This window comes from Pseudomonas sp. P108 (genome assembly GCF_032613195.1).
Taxonomy (GTDB): domain Bacteria; phylum Pseudomonadota; class Gammaproteobacteria; order Pseudomonadales; family Pseudomonadaceae; genus Aquipseudomonas.
The window spans coordinates 5,910,149-5,929,038 of the sequence record NZ_CP126691.1 but is presented as its reverse complement, the minus strand read 5'-3'; the positions used below and the strand labels follow the sequence as shown (position 1 = coordinate 5,929,038).

Below are 18,890 nucleotides of genomic sequence, written 5' to 3'. Positions count from 1 at the left end.
ACACGAGGTTTTTCCATGCACGATCCCCACAGCGAACGCATGAGTGGCAGCGAGACCCGCGCGGCGAGCGGTCTGGCCCTGGTGTTCGCCTTCCGTATGCTGGGCATGTTTATGGTGTTGCCGGTACTGGCGACCTACGGCATGGATCTGGCAGGCGCGACCCCGGCCCTGATCGGCTTGGCAATCGGCGCTTACGGCTTGACCCAAGCGATTTTCCAGATTCCGTTCGGGATCATTTCCGACCGCATCGGCCGTCGCCCGGTGATTTACCTCGGACTGATCGTCTTCGCCCTTGGCAGCGTGCTGGCCTCGCAAGCCGATTCGATCTGGGGCGTGATTGCCGGGCGGATCCTGCAAGGTGCCGGCGCCATTTCTGCGGCGGTGATGGCATTGCTTTCCGACCTCACCCGCGAGCAACACCGCACCAAGGCCATGGCGATGATCGGCATGACAATTGGCCTGTCGTTCGCCGTGGCCATGGTTGTGGGGCCTTTGCTGACGCGCGCGTTCGGTTTGTCCGGGTTGTTCCTGGCCACCGGTGGCATGGCATTGGTGGGGATCGTGATCGTGATGTTCATGGTGCCCAGGTCCACGGGTCCGCTGACGCACCGTGAGTCCGGCGTGGCGCGTCAGGCGTTGATGCCGACACTCAAGCATCCTGACTTGCTGCGGCTCGATCTGGGCATCTTTGTGTTACATGCCATGTTGATGTCGAGCTTCGTCGCGCTGCCTCTGGCGCTGGTGGAAAAAGCCGGTTTGCCCAAGGAACAGCACTGGTGGGTCTATCTCACCGCGCTGCTGATTTCGTTCTTCGCCATGATCCCGTTCATCATCTATGGCGAGAAGAAACGCAAAATGAAACGAGTTTTGCTTGGCGCCGTCCTGACGCTGATGCTGACTGAGCTATTCTTCTGGCAGTTCGGCGACAGCCTGCGGGCTCTGGTGATCGGTACGGTGGTGTTCTTCACCGCGTTCAATCTGCTGGAGGCTTCATTGCCGTCGCTGATCAGCAAGGTTTCACCGGCGGGCGGGAAGGGCACGGCCATGGGCGTGTATTCCACCAGCCAGTTCCTCGGTTCGGCACTCGGCGGGATACTCGGCGGCTGGCTGTTTCAGCATGGCGGTCTGTCGGTTGTGTTCCTTGGATGCGCGGGTCTGGCTGCCATCTGGCTGGCCTTTGCTGTTACCATGCGTGAACCTCCCTACGTGACGAGCCTGCGCTTGCCGTTGTCGCCCGAGGCGATCCGCGAAGCGGGTCTGGTCGAGCGCCTCAAGGCCCTCGTAGGGGTAACCGATGCAGTGATAGTTGCTGACGAAGCAGCTGTTTACATCAAACTGGACAAAGAATTAGTGGATCGCGACACCCTCGAACGCCTGGTGAACAACCCGGCCGGGGCTGCTTGCGAAGCCTAGGAGAACGTTATGGCCCGTGGGGTTAACAAAGTCATATTGGTCGGCACTTGCGGCCAGGATCCCGAAGTTCGCTACCTGCCTAACGGTAACGCCGTGACCAACCTGAGTCTGGCCACCAGCGAACAGTGGACCGACAAGCAAACCGGTCAGAAGGTCGAGAAGACCGAGTGGCACCGTGTTTCGATGTTCGGCAAGGTTGCCGAAATCGCCGGCGAATACCTGCGCAAGGGTTCGCAGGTTTACATCGAAGGCAAGCTGCAGACCCGCGAGTGGGAAAAAGACGGTATCAAGCGTTACACCACTGAAATCGTGGTCGACATGCAAGGCACCATGCAACTGCTCGGCGGCCGTCCACAACAGGGCGACCAGCAGGGCGGTGGCAACAACTACCAGCAGTCGGCGCCATCTGCTCCACGTCAGCAGGCTCCGCGCCCGCAGCAGTCGGCTCCACAGCAGCGTTCGGCTCCGGCTCCACAGCAGGCCGCACCGCAACCGGCTCCGGATTTCGACAGCTTTGATGACGATATCCCGTTCTGATGCTGATCTGATTTGACCAAAACCCCCGCATTGCGGGGGTTTTGTCATTTCTGGGGGCGCACTTCAAGGCGATGACCGCCAACTGACCAGCCAGTCTTCGTCGATATCTCGATAAAGTTACGCTCAGAGTCTTGAAGGCCGTTGCCAGCCGTTCCATGATCCGTGCCGTCGACTGTTGAACCTGTCCGTCTTCGCCAGAACAGCTTTGCAGACTGTTCATACACAACAACAAGAGAGTCCAATGAGCAGTAGCAAAAACAAGGAAATCGAGTATTTGCGCGGGGCGGCCATCCTCATGACGATCATGGCCCATCTTCCTCAATTGCTGCCGTTTCAGGGAGTGTTCCTGACCAAATTGTTCACGGTGTATTCACCCTGGACCGGGGTGGATCTGTTCTTCTGCATTTCCGGATACGTGGTCAGTAAGGCTTATCTCGATTATTTCGATAAAAACCGCCAGCAGAACCGGTTTGGCATGGCCGCGACTTCCTTCTGGATCCGCCGTGCGTATCGCCTTTTGCCGACGGCATGGCTGTGGGTATTGATCCCACTGGTGTTCTCGATTTTCTTCAACCAGTCGAACGCCTTCCAGTCCTGGTTCGACAATTTGCGCAGCTTCACCGCTGTTGCGACATTCTCGGGCAATCTGGCCAATCAGTACGGCGCGATTCTGGGGCCTAATTCGGTGTATTGGAGCCTGGCGCTGGAGGAGCAGTTTTACTTCATCTTCCCGTTGTTCCTGTTGCTGGTGACCTCGACACGCTGGCGAGTGATTGTCTTGATCGCGCTGATCGCCGCGCAGTTCGGCTTTGATCGCAATGCCTTTGGCGCAGCGCCGGCACCGATGCTTTTTTCGTTCCGGCTCGATGCGATGATGTGGGGGATTCTGCTCTGCCTGTTCACACGCACGCCGCTGTACAAGGAACTTGAGCCGGTCGCGCTCGGCGCCAGTCTGTTCAAGCGCCTGGCGCTGACCCTGGGGCTTCTGTACATGTTGGGGGCCATCGCGGCGCAATTGCTCGTAATGCCGATTGCTGTCGGCCTGATCGCAATAACCGCAGTGATCATGGTCTGGCTGGCCAGTTACGACAAAGGCTACATCTATTGTCCTGCGCTGTTGCGCGGGTTGTTCGACTGGCTGGGCTCGCGCTCATACGCCTTGTACGTCGTGCATGTATTCGCTTACCACCTGAGTACCGAAATCTGGACGCGCATGGCCGGCAGCAATGGCGGGACGCTGGGGGCGGACTACACAGTTGAACTCTTGCTCACGTCGTTGTTGATCATGCTGGTGTGTAGTGAACTGAATTATCGGTTCGTCGAAACACCATTGCGTCGTCGTGGCGCGGAAATCTCCCGTCGCAGAATGGCCGGCATTGCCGCAACCGAGACCGCCAATGCGGATGCTCCGCTTACGGATCGCTCGCGCACGACAGAGCTGTCGTAAGCCACAGCCATAAAAAAACCGTAGCGCGCCAACGCTACGGTTTTTTATGCCCGGCCTCTGCCGTGCCGAAGCGATCAATCGAGGATCAAATGCGGCAGAAACCGGCTTGAATCCTTGGTGATCAGACTGTTGTCCTCACGCACGCCAATCCCCGCCGCCTGATCGCCAATCACCCAGGAACCGATGAGCGTGTAGCTGTGATCGAACTTTGGCAGCGGCGCAAATTCCTGCAGGATGAATGGCGCATCGGTGTAGGGCCCGTCCTCTTTGACAATCAGACCTTCCGCCGTTTGCAGCTCGATGTTGGCACCTTCCCGGGAAAAGTACGGTTTGCGTACCCAGCCCTTGGGCACAGCACTGGCTGGATCCGGATCGAGATGCGCCGCGAGCAGATTCGGATGACCCTTGTGCAGTTCCCACAGCAACGGCAGCGCGCCTTTGTTCGACAGGATGGCTTTCCACGCTGGTTCGAAAAACTGCGTGTCGCACTCGGCAATCGCCGCGCCGAACGGTTCGTGGAAGATAAACTCCCAGGCATGCAGCTTGAACAGGTGGGGGATCCAGCGATCCTCCAGATCAACAAAGCGACCTTCAGCGGTCAAGCCGATGTCTTCAATATCGATATGCCGCGATTCGATACCGACCTTCTCGGCAATCAAGCGCAGGTAATCCGTGGTGCCCTTGTCTTCGACCGAATCTTTCATTGAGGCGAAGTAGAACGGCCGCTTCAGTTGCAGCTCGGCGAAGGCCTGATGCAGCTTGGTATCGATGCTGTTGAACTGGTCGGCATGGCGCGGCAGCGTGCCGCGCTCGATGCATTGCTCCAGCCAGCCCCACTGGAACGCCGCCGCTTCGTAAAGACTGGTTGGCGTGTCGTAGTTGAGCTCCAGCAGCTTCGCCGGGCCGTTGCCGTTGTAGGAAAAGTCCATGCGCCCATACAGATGCGGATGACCTTCCCGCCAGGACGTGCGGATCATGTCGTAGTACGCCGCCGGGATGCTCAGGCGATCCAGCAACTCTTCGCTGTTGACCACCCGGTCGACCAGATCCATGCACATCTCGTGCAGTTCGGTGGTCGGGTCTTCGAGATCGTTTTCGATTTGCGCAAGCGTGAACTGGTAGTACGCGCTTTCGTCCCAGTACGGCTGATCGTCGATGGTGTGAAACATGAAACCGAGGCTCTCGGCGGTCTGTTTCCAGTCGGGGCGCTCGGTGCAGAGGATCTTCTTCATCGTCAGCTGCTCGAACGACCAGAACCAGAACTGCTGCCCCAACCACCCCAGCCGCTACGCGCACTGGACTGGCTGCCGAAGCCGCCGCGTGAGGTCGAAGAAGCCACGTTGACCGGTTTGCTTTTACTGCTCTCGTAATCCGCTTGGCTACGCGTCGTGGTGTCGGCTCTGCGGTACTGCGTCGAGGTGTTGTAGGGCTGGCGCGTTTCGCGATCGCGGTAAACCGTGCGTTCGGCGTTGTTGCTCATCGCATTGCCAATCAGCCAGCCGGTCAGCCAACCGTTGCCACCGCCACTGGAGGTGTGCGAAGTGTTTTGCACACTCTGCACAGCCGCCGCATCACCCGCAGGCATTTGCGCGCCGGCGATGGCGTCGAGATTCTGCGCCGGCTCACCGTCTTTCGGCACTTTGAAGCCGCCGAGTTTCGGCACGAAGCGGCCGTCGGAATTCTTCTGACACCAGTCGGCGGCAAAGTCCGCATCGCATTTGGCCTTGTCGTTGTACACCGGGGCGATGCGCCGGTGTTCGGTCAGGGCGGCGACGTAGGCGCTGGAGCAGATGTCGGCAGCCACTTCGGCGCCGACACACTGTTCCAGGCTCTGGAAATTGCGCGGTTGATCCGCGGCTGTCACCTGGCCGGAAATGGCCATGGCCACCGAGGCCGCGAGGGACAGCTGAACGTATTTGCTGCGTTTCATCGAAGGCTTCCTGCCGATCAGTTGGACGGTGTCATGCACGCCGCATTGAGCATGCCGACGCTGATCGCGACCGCAGCGACATAGATACCCGAAGCGATTTCACCGTTGGCGATGCGTTGCGAAGTGCCTTTGAGCACCACACCCGTGGCCAGAAACGCCAGCAGTTGCACGACGGCGGCAATCACCGCCCAGAGCACGAAATCGAGAACATTCACCGAAAATGCAATCACGTTACTGGCCGGAATCGCGAAGCCGATGATCGCGCCGGACAAAGCGATCGCGGCGGCAACGTTGCCGGAGCGAATCAGCTCGAACTCCTTGTGCGGCGTGATGCGCGTGTAGACGAATTGGAACAGCATGAACAACAGTACGGCGCCGATGAGGTAGACGACGAAACCGACCAGTGCGGTTTTGTTCAGGGAAACGGCCAGCACTTCCAGCATGAAAAACTTCCTTTTTTAAATGGTGCTCAGATCTGTCGTGTACAGCGAGATGCCGAGCGAGGTGCTCAGGCTGACGGTGCCTTCTTCGTCCTGCTCGACGGAGAACAGCAGCAATTCGCGGCGATCGGTCAGGCCGGTCTCGCGCGCATAAAGCATGGAGTGATGTTCGATGGTGTAGCTCTCGTCCGGATTGACCACTTGTTCGGTCATCGGTACCAGTTCGGTCTGGCCTTGTTCGGTGCCCCACTCACGGTTGTATTCGACACCGTCGTGGTTGTAGGCGGGCAAGCCGATCTGGCTGTTGGGGCCGGCCAGGCGCTGCAGTTCGGCGTCACTGTTGACGGTCACGTAACTGAGGTAGTTGAACAGGGTGACCGATTCGATCTGATCGTCACCGGTGACGTGGATCTGCAGCCAGAAATCCTCGTCGTTCATGTAATAGCGGTGCAGTTTATTGGACTGGCCGAGGTCGACCCAGCCGTGACTCCAGATCGCCTGATCGAAGGGCACGCGCACCGTGGTCGAACCGTCGAGCAACAGCGCCAGCGTCGTATCGAACCTGACGGCTTTGCCTTGCGCCATGCCGAGTGGACCGCTGACAACGGTCGGCGTTGGCGCAGCGGTCTGCCAGTTGCTGGTGCCCAGCAAGTCTTTAAACCATCCCATGGGTACGTTCCTTGAAGCGGGTGGAAGTGTTCGTCGGCGAAAAAGCGTGGCTAGTGTACCGGGCTGAGCGGCGAACGACACGCCGTAAACCATGTGGGAGCGAGCTTGCCCGCGAAGAGGGCGTGTCAGTCAACATCGATGTCGACTGATACGACGCTTTCGCGAGCAAGCTCGCTCCCACAGGTTGTTTTTCCGCAGTGATTACTGGGAGGACTTTTGCTTCAGACGCTCAAGAATCGCGTTGGCGCTGCCTTCGTTCGGCGTGATGCCGGCGTCGCGCAGTTTGCGTTCCAGGTCGTTGCCGGTCGAAGCGTCAGCCAGTTCGTCCGCCGCGCTCAACTCGGCAGCACGTTGCTGCTGCTTGGCTTGCAGGCGGTTCAAGGTACCGACGGCAGTTTCCAGTTTGCCATTGGCACCGCCGCTGGCGATGGAAGCGCTGACCTGGGCTTTCTGCACGCTTTCACGGGCCTTGGCCATGTCCACTTGCTGGCGCAGGCTCTTGATCCGCGATTCGGCCTTGCTGATGTCTTTGCGCATGTTTTCGGCGTAAGTGCCGAACTCGTCGCTCTGCTTTTTCTCAACATCCAGTTCGTTGGTCAGGGTCGAAATCGCTTCGGCCACTTCCAGCGCCAGGTCTTCACGGCCGGCGTTCAGCGCCGAGACGGCTTTGGCTTCCAGATCCTTGATCTTGGCGTCGTACTCGCTCACGCGGTCTGCCGCCAGTTTGTGTTTGGCCATGATGGTGACCAGTTCGCGACGTGCGTTCGACAGCGCGCTGTCGGCATCACGGATTTCCTGGTCGAGGATGCGCAAGGCCTGTTGGTCAGCGATCGCTTCGCCGACTTCATTGGCGCCGCCGCGCAGTGCGGTGAACAACTTGCTCCAGATGGACTGAGTCATTGGATATTCCCTGTTGATTACTTGAAGAAGTGTTCGAAGGCTTCGCTCGCGCGCTGCACGTTGTCGACCAGGGTTTTCACCTCGGTGACGACGTTGGTCAGGCTCGAGTCGGCGCTGAGGGCGCCAAACATGTTGTAAACGGTCTGCCCGTTGGGCATCGACTCGATACCGATCGACGACAGCGGGAACATTTCCCGGCTGCGCAACACGGCGTCGTTGAAGGCCGCTACGTCCGAGATCGAATCGATGTCCACCAGCACGGTGTCGACGATGATCTGCTGGCCGGCCAGGGCGATGTGAATCGGCAGACCGCCGAATTCGTTCATTTCCAGCTTGATGCTGGGTTCGGAGCTCTGGATCAGCGACAGCGTGATCTCTTGCGAAGCCACCTCGTCCAGAGCCTTGAGGGCGTTGAAGAGGCTATCGATGGTCCAGTTGTTGCCTGCGCTCATGTAATTCTCCGACATGAAAGAGCCAGCCAGAATCGGTTGGCGTAGCTGTTGCTCCATTTGCTTGAGCAAGCTTCGGTTTTCGGGAAGCACCCAAGTTTCGTGTTTCACATAACCGGCAGCGGCCAGGCCTGCGCGCATCTGCTTCATATAGAAGCTCGACGGTTTTTTCGCCGACGGTTTCGCGCGCTCCCCCTTGGGACTCTCTGATTTCGCGGTGGGGGAACGGCTTTTCATGGCAATGGCTCGGTTATGGATATCTCACGCGTGAGCCACACTACAACCAATTCAAAGTGCCATCAATGGCTCACGCGTGAGATTTTTATGACAGGCGAAAAAAGGCCCGCGGCAAGGCGGGCCTGGTGTTTTTGCAGAATGTTGCTTAGCGCTGGGCGGCGAGGAATTCGTCAGTGGAGACCACGCTGGCGTAGGCGAACCCTAGCGCCGACATGAACGCAGCATGGACGTGGGCGGCCGGCACCGTCAGGCCATTGAACTCCAGGTCACGGCTGGCGCAGGCGTCATGAATCACCGTCACGCCATAACCGAGATCCGCCGCAGCCCGGGTAATGCCGTCAACGCACATGTGGCTCATGCTGCCGACCACCACCAGTTCCTTGATGCCTTGTTCGTCGAGGATCGCTTGCAGTTCGGTTTCGCGGAACGAGTTGACGAAGTGCTTGAGCACCACCGGTTCATCGGCGCGGTTGAGCACTTTCGGATGCAGCTTGGCGCCTTCCGAACCCGGGGTGAAAAACGGCGCGTCCGCTGAGGTGAATTCGTGGCGAATGTGTATTACCGAATCACTGTTCTCGCGGAACGCGGCGATCAGCCGGGCGGCATTGTCGGCGGCGGCATCAGCACCGGCCAGCGGCCACTTGCCTTGGGGGAAGTAGTCGTTCTGGATATCGACTACGATGAGCGCTTGCTTGGCCATGGGTGTGTCCTCGATGTGTTGGCTGGAAGTGGCTTCAGTATTGGTGCTGACCAGCGATTCGAGGATTGGCCGCACCGACAATAGACAGGGGAAAACTGACAATGGGCGCAGAAAGGGCTGCCATCGCTGAACTGGGCGTGCTGATCTATCCCGGCGCGCAGATGGCAGCGGTGCATGGTTTGACTGATCTGTTTGCGGTGGCCAACCGGATTGCTGCCGAACATCAGGCCGCGCAGTTGCCGGTGCTGCGGGTCAGTCACTGGCAGGTCGAAGGTAATCAGCCGCCAACGCGCACTTACGCCAGTCATGCGGGTGACGACAGCGCTTTGCTGGCGGTGCTGATTCCGCCATCGATCGGCGGGTTCTCGGCGGCGCAGGCGCCGGCCAGCCTGATGCAATGGTTACGGGATCAACATGCCCGCGGTGCGACGCTGGGCGGGGTTTGCGTAGGCTCGCTGATGTTGGCCGAAAGCGGTCTGCTCGACGGCCGCAGCGCCACCACCCACTGGACCTCGGCCAAGGCCTTCGCCGAGCGTTACCCGAAGATCAAGCTCAAGGCTGATACCCCGATTGTCGACGACGGCGACTTGATCACCACGGCCGGATTGATGGCGTGGTCGGAACTGGGATTACGTCTGGTCGACAGGTTGCTCGGGCCGAGCATTGCCACCGGCACCGCGCGATTTCTGGTGATCGAGCACAGTGACAGCGCCAGTGAGTGCGGCAGTAACTTCGCGCCGATTCTCGGGCATGGCGATGCGGCGATTCTCAAGGTGCAGCACTGGCTGCAAAGCACCGGTGCGACGGATGTTTCGCTGGCGGCAATGGCTGAGCGGGCGGGGTTGGAGGAGCGCACCTTTCTGCGGCGTTTTCGCGCAGCGAGCGGGTTGAAACCGACCGAGTACTGCCAGCATCTGCGGGTCGGCAAGGCGCGGGAAATGCTGGAATTCAGCAATGGCACGATCGATCACATTGCCTGGACGGTGGGCTATCAGGATCCGGGCGCGTTTCGTGCGATATTCAAGAAGATCACCGGGCTGGCGCCGAGTGATTATCGGGCACGGTTTGGGGTGACCCCAAACCCGAAGTCGACGAATATCTAATGTGGGAGCGAGCCTGCTCGCGAAAGCGGTGGATCTGCGAAATTGCTGTCCGCTGACACTACGCCTTCGCGAGCAGGCTCGCTCCCACATTGAATTCCACAGGGCCATAGATCGTGCAAATTGCCGGGGTTTTGCGCGCGGTCGTGCAGATTGAAACAGGCGTGGTGCCAGCACGATTCTGGCAAGTTTCTGATTGGACTAGGATTTTCGTAGAGTGGCCGTTGGCCTGATCTCTGCACCTCTCACCGCTACAGTCATCGAACCGATGGAAGGGGGACGCATGACCCTGACACCCCGCAGGAAAATCGTCGTCGCCCACTCGGTGCGCGCCGACGCACCGCAACATGAAGTACAGACCAACAAGTCTCTGGCGCGATGGCTGGCGCAGATTCTCGGATGCAAATTCGGCGGCAGCTACGACCCGGACAAACACCGCGGCCGTGACCTGTATCTGCTACCGACGCAAACCATCGTCGGCGCTGCCAGCGCTCATCAACTCGGTATCACAGGCCCTGACGATTTGTGGGGTGGCTTTGTCGAGCACGATTTCATCTGCACCAAAGCCATCAGCCACGGTTTGCGCAGTCATCTGGCTCATGCGCCGCAAGGCTGGTCGCCATTGTTTTCGGAGCGCGTGCGTAACGTGGTGCTCGATGGCCTCAGCGTGTTTGCGCTGGAAGATGCGCGGCCTGCTGCCGAGCATTTGCTGTACAGCGGCCCGATCCGCTTGAAGCCGGTTCATGCCTGCGCCGGTCGCGGCCAGGAAGTGATCAAGAGCCTCGACGCCTTCGACGAAATCCTTGCCCGCCCCGACATTGCAAAGCAGTTCAGCGAGGGCGTGGTGCTGGAACAGGACTTGAGCGATGTCGTCACCCACAGCGTCGGCCAGTCATTCATCGGCGACAAGGTGCTGAGCTACTGTGGCGATCAATACTTGACCAAGGATGCCCACGGCGAAGACGTGTACGGCGGCTCGAATCTGCTGGTGGTGCAAGGCGGCTATGACGATCTGCTAGCGCTGGATCTAGCGGATGATGTACGGCTGGCCATCGAACAGGCGCAGATTTTCGACAGCGCCGCCGATGAAGCCTACCCGCGCTTCTACGCTTCGCGGCGCAACTATGACATCGCCCAAGGCCTGGACAGCAACGGCAAATCCCGCAGCGGCGTGCTCGAGCAATCCTGGCGCATGGGCGGTGCCAGTAGCGCCGAAGTGGCGGCGCTGCAAAGCTTCGTCAATGATCCGGGAATGCGCTCGATCCGCGTGTCGTCGGTGGAAACCTACATCGATCAGCCGCTGCCGGCGGACGCCATCGAGGTGTATCGCGGCCCGGCCGAGAACAGTGAATTTCTCCTCAAATACGTAACGGTCAAATCCTATGACGGCTAGAAGCGAAAGCATTCAAATCGACATTGATGATGAACAGATGAGCGGGACCTTTCTCAGTCCCAAATCGAAAGTCCCGGGGGTGTTGTTTGTCCATGGTTGGGGCGGTAGCCAAGAGCGTGATCTAGAGCGGGCCAAAGGCATCGCGGGTCTCGGGTGTGTGTGCCTGACGTTCGACTTGCGCGGACATACCGGCGGTACCGGGATCCCGCTGACCCGTGTAACTCGCGAAGACAATCTGCGTGATTTGCTCGCGGCGTATGACCGCTTGCTCGCGCATCCGGCGCTCGACACCTCGGCGATTGCCGTGGTCGGCACCAGTTATGGCGGTTACCTGGCGGCGATCCTGACTTCGCTGCGTCCGGTACGCTGGCTGGCACTGCGCGTGCCGGCGCTGTACCGCGACGAGCAATGGCACACACCCAAGCGTGAGCTGGACAAGGCCGATTTGCGTGATTACCGCAGCACGCTGGTGCGTGCGGACACCAATCGGGCGCTGAATGCCTGTTCGCAATTCACCGGGGATGTGTTGCTGGTGGAGTCGGAAACCGACGATTACGTGCCGCACGCGGCGATCATGAGTTACCGCGCGGCGTGCCAGCAGACGCATTCATTGACGCACCGGATTATCGATGGCGCTGATCATGCGCTGAGCGAACCGGTGTCGCAGCAGGCTTACACCTCGATTCTGGTGGACTGGATTACCGAGATGGTCGTGGGTGAACGGTTGAGCATCATTCAGTCGGCATGAGCTTTGTTGTTTGTTCGAAAGCTATCGCGAGCAGGCTCACTCCTACATTTTGGAATGCGTTCCCCTGTAGGAGTGAGCCTGCTCGCGATAGCGATTTCAAATTCAAAAACGAACTCAAGAGGGTTTCTTCTCTATTCGCAGTGCCTTGGCCTTGGCCTCAACCACCAGATACATCACGACTGTGATCAACAACGGCAGCAGAAAATAAATCGCCCGATACGCCAGCAACCCCGCCACCAGACTGCCGCGCGAAGCCTCGTGTTGCAGCAAGGCCACAAACACCGCTTCCAGCACGCCAAGACCTGCCGGAATGTGGGTGATGACCCCGGCAATCGCACTGATCAACAGCACGCCCAGCACCAACGGATAATCCAGTTTGCTCGGCAGCAAGGTGAAAATCACCGCCGCCATCAGTGACCAGTTCAACGCCCCCAGCAGCAATTGCAGGACTGCCATGCGCAACGACGGCAGATTGATTTCCACGCCACGAATCGACCACTCGCGGCGTTTGGAAAACTGACACGCGGCGAGATAGCCGGCGCTGATCAATAGCAACAGCACGCCGATGCCTTGCAGCGCACTGCTGCTGATTTTCCAGCCCGGCGGCATTGTCACCAATCCACTGCTGAACACCACCCCGGCAATGGTCATGTAGCCAAACCAATTGGTCGCCAGGCTCAAACCGAGGATCTTGGCGATGTTGCTTTTGCTCACGCCAAGACGCGAATACAGCCGATAGCGCATGGCGATGCCACCCACCCACGCGCTCAGGTTCAAGTTGAACGCATAGCTGATGATCCCTACCGGCAGAATCTGTTTCCAGGTCAGGTCCTGACGAATGTAAGTGCGGCCGATCAGGTCGAAACTGGCGTACACGAGAAAACTCAGCAGCGTCAGGCTGGCGGCGATGATCAGTGTGCGCACCTTGAAGTCGGCAAGGGTCTGCAGCACTTCGGCCCATTCGATGCGCGTGGCGAACATCGTCAGCAACACGATCAGCGCGAGGAAAAACAGCAGCGTCAACGGACGCTTCCAGCGGCTCCATTTCGAGTGCGTTGCTGGCGCCGAATGCTGGGCGGAATGCACCTCGGAATGGCTCATGAGCGGTCACCTCGAAACGGCTTGAGCCTTGGTTTGTGCGCTGGCAGCCAACCGGCCATCGCCGGGAAATGCCGCAGAAAGTGGAACACCAGAAAACCCACGGTCATGTGCCAGATGCGGCCACGCGGCGACTTGCTGGCATCCATGGCTTTGCAATGGTTTTGACTGAGGTCTTCGAGGCGTTCGAACAGATGCTGATTGAACGCGCGGTCGCGGATCAGCACGTTGGCTTCGAGGTTGAGCGACAGGCTCAGCGGGTCGAGATTGCTTGAGCCGACGGTGCTCCATTCGTCGTCAACCAGCGCGACTTTGCCGTGCAGCGGGCGCTGACAATATTCGTGAATCTGTACCCCGGCCTTGAGTAAATAATCGTAGGTCATGCGCGCGGCGAGTTTGGCCACCAGCATGTCCGGCTGGCCTTGCAGAATCAGCCGCACTTCGACCCCGCGCCGCGCTGCATTGCGGATTTCCCTTAGCAAGCGGTAACCGGGGAAGAAGTAGGCGTTGGCGATCACCACGCGGCGTTTGGCGCGGCGCAGTACCTGTAAATACACGTCTTCGATGTCGGAGTGGTGCTGGTCGTTATCGCGGAACACCAGGCGCACCTGACCATCGTGATCAGTGAAGGCCATCTCGGCGCGACGCTGGCGCCGACGTTGCCACCAGAAGCGTGCACGACCGGGACGACCACTTTGCAGCAGGGCGAAGTGGTGAATGTCGGCGACCGCTGGCCCCTGCACTTGCACCGAGTAGTCCTGCTTGGCTTCGGGGCCGAAATCGGCCAGGTGATCGCCGGAAAAGTTGATCCCGCCAATGAACGCGATCAACCCGTCGACCACCACGATCTTGCGGTGCAAACGACGGAACCAGTTGGTGCGGATGCCCAGACGTTTCGGCGCCGGGTCAAAGATTTGCAGGTGTACGCCGGCTTCGCTCAGCGCGGTCAGATAACCGGTGGTCAACTCACCGCAACCGAAACCGTCGAGACTGACCGTGGTGCGCACACCGCGCCGGGCAGCGTCGATCAGAATCTCCTGTAATTCGGCACCGACCTTATCTTCGAAAACGATAAAGGTCTCGAGGAGGATTTCACTCTTCGCCGCGCGCATCGCTTCGAACACCCGCGGGAAATATTCCTCACCGTTTTCCAGCAACTCGACCCGATTGTTGCCCTGCCAGCTGTACTCGACATCAACGTGGCCGGGCTCGCGGATCGGCGGGTTGATGGCTATCGGTTCCACGGCGGATTTCTCCAGCGGCGCGCTGCTCATAGTTCGATCTCTACCGATAAAGGAACGTGGTCGGAAAGGTGCGACCATGGCCGGTTCGCCAGGACTTTCGGCTGGCTGGCCTTGAGGTTGCGCACGTAAATACGATCAAGCCGAAGTGCTGGCAGGCGCGCGGGAAAACTGCGCGCCGGTTTGCCCTGGTGCTCGGCGAACACTTCGCGCAGGCCGCAAGGTTTGAGCTGCGCATCGGCGCGCTGGCGCCAGTCGTTGAAATCGCCCGCGACGATCACCGGTGCGTCATCTGGCAGCTCCGCGAGGCGTTGCATGAGCAAATCCAGTTGGGCGTTGCGATGACTTTCGCGCAGGCCCAGATGCACGCAGATCGCATGCACCTCGGTGCCGTCACCGGGCAGGCGCAGCACGCAATGCAGCAGGCCGCGGTTCTCGTGGCCATTGATCGACACGTCGAGGTTGTCGTGACGGATGATCTGGAATTTCGACAGCAACGCGTTGCCGTGGTCACCCTCCGGGTACACCGCGTTGCGTCCGTAGGCGAACTGCGGCCAGAGGCTGTCGGCGAGGAACTCGTACTGCGGCATTGTCGGCCAATTGCTGTAGCGCTTGGGATGATGCTCGTGGGTGCCATGGACTTCCTGCAGGAACACCACGTCGGCGGCCACGCTGCGCACCGCTTCGCGCAACTCCGGCAGGATGAAGCGCCGGTTGAGCGCGGTAAAACCCTTGTGGGTGTTGACCGTCAGCACAGTGAAGGTGCGCACTGAAGGCGCGACCACCGAGCCTTCATCGGTGAAGCCGACCGGTTCTGGAATGCTCATGCCAACACTCCTTCGCCAGCCGTTTCGCCGGGGCGGGTGGCGAGGTCTTTATCCAGTTCGAAGCGATGCAGCAGATCGCGGGCGTCATAGGGCGCGCGGACTTTGATGTCGTTGTCGAAGTAGCAGAACACTTCGCGGGATTTGCGCGCGCGCGGCTTCAGGCGTGGCGCAATCAAATGCGCATCTTTGGGTTGCTCGCCGTGGTGCCAGGCGTCGATGCGCTCGGCCCAGCGCTTGAGGGCCGGGGCGGTGTAGCCGCTGGCGTAAAGCGCCTCGGCGCCGTGCAGGCGCAAATAGACAAAGTCGCTGGTGAGATCTTCGCGGTACGGCCATTTGTTGGCGGTGTCGGCGATCACCAGCGCAGTGTTGTAGCGCTTCAATAGCCGCACAAAATCGGGATCAAGGAAGCTGTCGTTGCGGATTTCTACAGCGTGGCGCAGCGGTTTTTTACGCCAGGCTTTCATGCTCGCGTGGCCGTGCAGGTGGGAATCGTGTTGATGGGCGAGGGTGGCCGCGGCTTCGGTATCGTGTGGCAGTAGCGCGAGGAAGTGCTCGAAACGCTCAGGCTCGAATTTGAAGTTGGGTGGAAATTGCCAAAGGATCGGGCCAAGTTTTTCCTTGAGCTCCAGAATCCCCGAGGCGAAGAAGTTCGCCAGCGGTTTTTCGATCTCGCGCAAACGCCGGATATGGGTGATGAAACGCGGGGCTTTGACGCTGAAGACGAAGTCGTCGGGTGTTTCGGCATACCACTGGGCGTAACGTTCGGGCCGTTGCAGGGCGTAGAACGATCCATTGATTTCGATACTGTTGACCGCCCGCGACGCGAACTGCAATTCGCGTTTTTGCGCCAGTCCCTTGGGGTAGAAGTCCCCGCGCCACGGTGCGTAGCGCCAGCCGGAAATACCGATGTGAATCGTCGCCATGCCGCCCTCCCGTTGAAAGTCCTCGTGTTGCCGGTATCTTTTGATGACTGTGGGCGGTGCGGGAAAGTTTCGACGGTATTACGGACGGTCACGTCTTTAAGGTGAAGATCAAAAGCGCTCCCCCTCACCCCAACCCTCTCCCCCAGAGGGGGCGAGGGGGAAGGGAGCTGATCTTCAGGGTTCTCAGGATTCGAGTTCGACTCAGGACTTTCAGGTCGGTGCAGCCAGATCAGGCAACTCGGTCAGTTCCCTCTCACGCTGGGAGGGGGCGAGGGGATCAGATGTTCAGGGTTCTCAGGATTCGAGTTCGACTCAGGACTTTCAGATCGGTGCAGCCAGATCAGGCAACTCGGTCAGTTCCCTCTCACGCTGGGAGGGGGCGAGGGGAGCAGATATTCAGGGGTCTCAGGATTCGAGTTCGACTCAGGACTTTCAGATCGGTGCAGCCAGATCAGGCAACTCGGTCAGTTCCCTCTCACGCTGGGAGGGGGCGAGGGGATCAGATGTTCAGGGTTCTCAGGATTCGAGTTCGACTCAGGACTTTCAGGTCGGTGCAGCCAGATCAGGCAACTCGGTCAGTTCCCTCTCCCTCTGGGAGAGGGCTAGGGTGAGGGGGCTCTTGAACTTGCTGTGCAATTACCGATCAGTTCCTTACAGGTTCAGCCAAGGGAGGTCGGAGTTTTGGTCAAGTTCAGGATCGCCATTCTGCTGGGAGCACTGCTGTTTCTCGGCGCCAGTGAAATCGACGCCGCTGCTTTGCCGGGTGTCCCGGCCGCCGCCGAAGAAGCGGCCAAACCCGAACCGATTGTGCAGGGCGGGCTGCTCGGTGCGATCAGTTCGAGCATCGATGATGTACAAGACAAACTCGATCTCAACGAACACCTGGTCGACGCCTGGCGCCTGCGCGCCGATCGCGCCGCCGATGAAGTCGACAAACTGGTCAATCAACCGTCGAACCGCTCGGGCTGGAGCGTCGCCGGGGATTTCCTCACGCTGTCGGGCGTCTGGCTCGGCAGTTTCGCGTTATTGACCGTACTGGGCAGTCTGTTGGCCAAGCGCCTGCGCGAGGGCCGCTGGTTGCGCACCCGTCAGCGCAGTCAGGATCTTATTGGTTACTTGCTGCCGTACACCGTGCCGGCGCTGATCTGCCTGCCGCTGACCCTGTACGTCAGCCATTTTCTGCAAGCCTCGGTGGGACGCGCGCTGGCGCTGTGTCTGGCCTACGCCACCAGCAGCGGCATCTTTTCCACTTCGATGTTGCTGTGCGTGGTGGTGATGTTCAACGTCGGCCATAAACGTCCGGCGGCGCGGATCATTCGTGATTATTGCCCGCGCCCGCTGTTCCTGATCGGCTTCCTCGCTGCTCTCAGCGATGCGCTGACCAGCCCGCAGATCGCCCGTCAATTGGGTGGCAATATCACCAGCAGCATCGCGGTGTTTACCGGGTTGGTCGCCTCGATCATTTTCGGTTTGCTGGTGATTCGCCTGCGTCGCCCGGTGGCACACCTGATCCGCAATCGCTCGCTGAGCCAGCGGCTGAAACAGCCCTCGTTGCAGGAGTCGCTGCGGATTTTTTCCGGGCTGTGGTATTGGCCGATCGTGCTGATGGTGCTGGTCTCTGCGGTCAATCTGATCGGCATCGGCGAGGACAATCAGAAAGCCTTGCGCTGCGCGCTGTTCACCACGGTGCTGCTGATCGGCACGGTGTTCCTCAGCACGATCCTGCAGCATCTGTTCAAGTCACGAAAAGCCGAAGCGATCCAGCGCAGCAGTGCCTACAAGGAGCGTTTTCTCAGCCTGTTGCACGCCTTGCTGCGGATTGTCATCGCCATCGCGTTCATCGATATCCTCGGGCGGATCTGGGGCGTGTCGCTGCTCGATTTTGCCCAGAGCAGCACGGTCGGTCGGGCCATCAGCAACGCACTGAGCAGCATCGGTCTGATCTTCCTGGTGACGTGGTTACTGTGGGTGGTACTCGACACGGCAATTCAGGAAGCGCTGAAACCACCGGTCAGCAAGCGCGGCGCACGCCAGCCAAGTACGCGGGTAAAAACCATTCTGCCGCTGCTGCGCAACGCGATCAAAATCATCCTTGTGGTGATTTGCGCGATCACTACCATGGCTAACCTGGGGATCAACGTTGCGCCACTGCTGGCCGGTGCCGGGGTGGTCGGTCTGGCCATCGGTTTCGGTTCGCAGCAACTGGTGCAGGACGTGATCACCGGGCTGTTCATCATCATCGAGGACACCCTGTCGATTGGTGATTGGGTGGTGCTCGATTCCGGGCACGCCGGCACGGTCGAGGGGTTGACCATTCGTACCCTGCGTCTGCGCGACGGCAAGGGCTTTGTGCACTCGGTGCCGTTCGGCCAGATCAAGGCTGTGACCAACCAATCGCGGCAGTTTGCCTTTGCATTTTTCTCGGTGCAGTTCACTTATGACACGGACGTGGATAAAGCCATCGAGCTGATCCGCGAGACCGGTGATTCGATCCGCGAAGACCCGTTCCTCAAGTACAACCTGCAAGGGCCGCTGGACGTGTTTGGCGTGGACAAGATGGATTTGAATGGCGTGGTGCTGACGGCGCAATTCCGCACTGTGTCGGGGGGGCAGTATGCGGTGAGTCGGGCGTTCAACCAGCGGTTGAAGAAGCTTGTGGATAACACCGCGACCGTGCATTTCGCGCAGACTTATCCACAGCAGGTTTTGTTGCCGAAACGGCAGCAGGAGGGTGAGGTCGTGGCGAGCGAGGTGCCACAGGAATCGCGGACTTAATGCAGGATTTTGTGGGGCTGTGCCGGCCCTTTCGCGAGCAGGCTCGCTCCCACAGGGGGAACG

General features: G+C 59.6%; 18 protein-coding genes. 7 read left to right on the top strand and 11 right to left on the bottom strand.

The window, feature by feature from the left end; translation table 11 throughout:
* The first annotated feature begins 15 nt into the window (after positions 1–15).
* The 3 genes from QOM10_RS26175 (at position 16) to QOM10_RS26165 (ending at position 3,397) form a co-directional block, all read left to right on the top strand.
* Positions 16–1,413: an MFS transporter gene (locus QOM10_RS26175; RefSeq protein WP_150751782.1), complete on the top strand. Its 1,398-nt coding sequence runs from the start codon at positions 16–18 to the stop codon at positions 1,411–1,413.
* Between the two features lie 9 nt (positions 1,414–1,422).
* Positions 1,423–1,950, top strand: a complete 528-nt coding sequence (locus QOM10_RS26170; protein WP_127929967.1) for a single-stranded DNA-binding protein — start codon at positions 1,423–1,425, stop codon at positions 1,948–1,950.
* Between the two features lie 241 nt (positions 1,951–2,191).
* Entirely contained in the window at positions 2,192–3,397 is a 1,206-nt protein-coding gene (locus QOM10_RS26165; RefSeq protein WP_127929966.1) for an acyltransferase family protein, read from the top strand.
* A gap of 74 nt (positions 3,398–3,471) precedes the next feature.
* Here QOM10_RS26165 and QOM10_RS26160 read toward each other — a convergent pair whose 3' ends face one another.
* The 7 genes from QOM10_RS26160 to QOM10_RS26125 all read right to left on the bottom strand — a co-directional run bounded on the left by QOM10_RS26160 (position 3,472) and on the right by QOM10_RS26125 (position 8,722).
* On the bottom strand, positions 3,472–4,629 hold the full coding sequence (locus QOM10_RS26160; RefSeq protein ID WP_127929965.1) for a glutathionylspermidine synthase family protein: 1,158 nt from the start codon (positions 4,627–4,629) through the stop codon (positions 3,472–3,474).
* A gap of 2 nt (positions 4,630–4,631) precedes the next feature.
* On the bottom strand, positions 4,632–5,327 hold the full coding sequence (locus QOM10_RS26155) for a DUF1190 domain-containing protein (RefSeq protein WP_316917187.1): 696 nt from the start codon (positions 5,325–5,327) through the stop codon (positions 4,632–4,634).
* Positions 5,328–5,344: 17 nt separating this feature from the next.
* Positions 5,345–5,770 carry a DUF350 domain-containing protein gene (locus QOM10_RS26150; protein ID WP_127929963.1) on the bottom strand — a complete coding sequence of 142 codons (426 nt, stop codon included), beginning with the start codon at positions 5,768–5,770 and terminating at the stop codon, positions 5,345–5,347.
* 15 nt (positions 5,771–5,785) lie between these two features.
* Entirely contained in the window at positions 5,786–6,436 is a 651-nt protein-coding gene (locus QOM10_RS26145) for a DUF2491 family protein (protein ID WP_127929962.1), read from the bottom strand.
* A gap of 201 nt (positions 6,437–6,637) precedes the next feature.
* Positions 6,638–7,336 carry a PspA/IM30 family protein gene (locus QOM10_RS26135; protein ID WP_016983574.1) on the bottom strand — a complete coding sequence of 233 codons (699 nt, stop codon included), beginning with the start codon at positions 7,334–7,336 and terminating at the stop codon, positions 6,638–6,640.
* Positions 7,337–7,353: 17 nt separating this feature from the next.
* Complete coding sequence (locus tag QOM10_RS26130) at positions 7,354–8,022, bottom strand: YjfI family protein (RefSeq protein ID WP_095122196.1); 669 nt, start codon at positions 8,020–8,022, stop codon at positions 7,354–7,356.
* A 145-nt stretch (positions 8,023–8,167) separates the two neighbouring features.
* The gene (locus QOM10_RS26125) at positions 8,168–8,722 is read right to left on the bottom strand and encodes a cysteine hydrolase family protein (protein WP_316917186.1); all 555 of its coding nucleotides are present in this window, start codon (positions 8,720–8,722) and stop codon (positions 8,168–8,170) included.
* Between the two features lie 101 nt (positions 8,723–8,823).
* Here QOM10_RS26125 and QOM10_RS26120 point away from each other — a divergent pair, with 101 nt between their 5' ends.
* The 3 genes from QOM10_RS26120 to QOM10_RS26110 all read left to right on the top strand — a co-directional run bounded on the left by QOM10_RS26120 (position 8,824) and on the right by QOM10_RS26110 (position 11,963).
* Positions 8,824–9,825 (top strand): GlxA family transcriptional regulator, encoded by a 1,002-nt coding sequence (locus tag QOM10_RS26120; protein ID WP_316917185.1) that lies wholly within the window; start codon positions 8,824–8,826, stop codon positions 9,823–9,825.
* A 280-nt stretch (positions 9,826–10,105) separates the two neighbouring features.
* Positions 10,106–11,215 (top strand): DUF3182 family protein, encoded by a 1,110-nt coding sequence (locus QOM10_RS26115; RefSeq protein ID WP_316917184.1) that lies wholly within the window; start codon positions 10,106–10,108, stop codon positions 11,213–11,215.
* Entirely contained in the window at positions 11,205–11,963 is a 759-nt protein-coding gene (locus tag QOM10_RS26110) for an alpha/beta hydrolase family protein (RefSeq protein ID WP_316917183.1), read from the top strand. Before QOM10_RS26115 ends, QOM10_RS26110 begins: the two co-directional genes overlap by 11 nt.
* Before the next feature lie 114 nt (positions 11,964–12,077).
* Here the strand turns inward: QOM10_RS26110 and QOM10_RS26105 are convergent, their stop codons facing one another.
* Genes QOM10_RS26105 through QOM10_RS26090 form a run of 4 tightly spaced genes read right to left on the bottom strand, consistent with a single transcriptional unit; the run spans position 12,078 to position 16,052 of the window.
* Positions 12,078–13,064 (bottom strand): lysylphosphatidylglycerol synthase domain-containing protein, encoded by a 987-nt coding sequence (locus QOM10_RS26105; RefSeq protein ID WP_150751777.1) that lies wholly within the window; start codon positions 13,062–13,064, stop codon positions 12,078–12,080.
* On the bottom strand, positions 13,061–14,335 hold the full coding sequence (clsB, locus tag QOM10_RS26100; protein WP_127929957.1) for a cardiolipin synthase ClsB: 1,275 nt from the start codon (positions 14,333–14,335) through the stop codon (positions 13,061–13,063). The genes QOM10_RS26105 and clsB overlap by 4 nt, the downstream gene beginning before the upstream one ends.
* Entirely contained in the window at positions 14,332–15,129 is a 798-nt protein-coding gene (locus QOM10_RS26095; protein WP_038362074.1) for an endonuclease/exonuclease/phosphatase family protein, read from the bottom strand. The genes clsB and QOM10_RS26095 overlap by 4 nt, the downstream gene beginning before the upstream one ends.
* The gene (locus tag QOM10_RS26090) at positions 15,126–16,052 is read right to left on the bottom strand and encodes a DUF72 domain-containing protein (RefSeq protein WP_316917182.1); all 927 of its coding nucleotides are present in this window, start codon (positions 16,050–16,052) and stop codon (positions 15,126–15,128) included. The genes QOM10_RS26095 and QOM10_RS26090 overlap by 4 nt, the downstream gene beginning before the upstream one ends.
* Before the next feature lie 681 nt (positions 16,053–16,733).
* Between QOM10_RS26090 and QOM10_RS26085 the strand changes: the two genes are divergently transcribed.
* On the top strand, positions 16,734–18,827 hold the full coding sequence (locus QOM10_RS26085; protein WP_316917181.1) for a mechanosensitive ion channel family protein: 2,094 nt from the start codon (positions 16,734–16,736) through the stop codon (positions 18,825–18,827).
* Positions 18,828–18,890 lie beyond the last annotated feature (63 nt).

Excerpts from the sequence above, each read along its gene's own strand:
- QOM10_RS26105 (WP_150751777.1), bottom strand. The coding sequence starts at position 13,064 with ATGAGCCATTCCGAGGTGCATTCCGCCCAGCATTCGGCGCCAGCAACG.
- QOM10_RS26130 (WP_095122196.1), bottom strand. The coding sequence starts at position 8,022 with ATGAAAAGCCGTTCCCCCACCGCGAAATCAGAGAGTCCCAAGGGGGAG.
- QOM10_RS26160 (WP_127929965.1), bottom strand. The coding sequence starts at position 4,629 with ATGAAGAAGATCCTCTGCACCGAGCGCCCCGACTGGAAACAGACCGCC.
- QOM10_RS26175 (WP_150751782.1), top strand. The coding sequence starts at position 16 with ATGCACGATCCCCACAGCGAACGCATGAGTGGCAGCGAGACCCGCGCG.
- QOM10_RS26170 (WP_127929967.1), top strand. The coding sequence starts at position 1,423 with ATGGCCCGTGGGGTTAACAAAGTCATATTGGTCGGCACTTGCGGCCAG.
- QOM10_RS26090 (WP_316917182.1), bottom strand. The coding sequence starts at position 16,052 with ATGGCGACGATTCACATCGGTATTTCCGGCTGGCGCTACGCACCGTGG.
- QOM10_RS26095 (WP_038362074.1), bottom strand. The coding sequence starts at position 15,129 with ATGAGCATTCCAGAACCGGTCGGCTTCACCGATGAAGGCTCGGTGGTC.
- QOM10_RS26155 (WP_316917187.1), bottom strand. The coding sequence starts at position 5,327 with ATGAAACGCAGCAAATACGTTCAGCTGTCCCTCGCGGCCTCGGTGGCC.
- QOM10_RS26165 (WP_127929966.1), top strand. The coding sequence starts at position 2,192 with ATGAGCAGTAGCAAAAACAAGGAAATCGAGTATTTGCGCGGGGCGGCC.
- QOM10_RS26135 (WP_016983574.1), bottom strand. The coding sequence starts at position 7,336 with ATGACTCAGTCCATCTGGAGCAAGTTGTTCACCGCACTGCGCGGCGGC.
- clsB (WP_127929957.1), bottom strand. The coding sequence starts at position 14,335 with ATGAGCAGCGCGCCGCTGGAGAAATCCGCCGTGGAACCGATAGCCATC.
- QOM10_RS26145 (WP_127929962.1), bottom strand. The coding sequence starts at position 6,436 with ATGGGATGGTTTAAAGACTTGCTGGGCACCAGCAACTGGCAGACCGCT.
- QOM10_RS26120 (WP_316917185.1), top strand. The coding sequence starts at position 8,824 with ATGGGCGCAGAAAGGGCTGCCATCGCTGAACTGGGCGTGCTGATCTAT.
- QOM10_RS26115 (WP_316917184.1), top strand. The coding sequence starts at position 10,106 with ATGACCCTGACACCCCGCAGGAAAATCGTCGTCGCCCACTCGGTGCGC.
- QOM10_RS26125 (WP_316917186.1), bottom strand. The coding sequence starts at position 8,722 with ATGGCCAAGCAAGCGCTCATCGTAGTCGATATCCAGAACGACTACTTC.
- QOM10_RS26150 (WP_127929963.1), bottom strand. The coding sequence starts at position 5,770 with ATGCTGGAAGTGCTGGCCGTTTCCCTGAACAAAACCGCACTGGTCGGT.
- QOM10_RS26110 (WP_316917183.1), top strand. The coding sequence starts at position 11,205 with ATGACGGCTAGAAGCGAAAGCATTCAAATCGACATTGATGATGAACAG.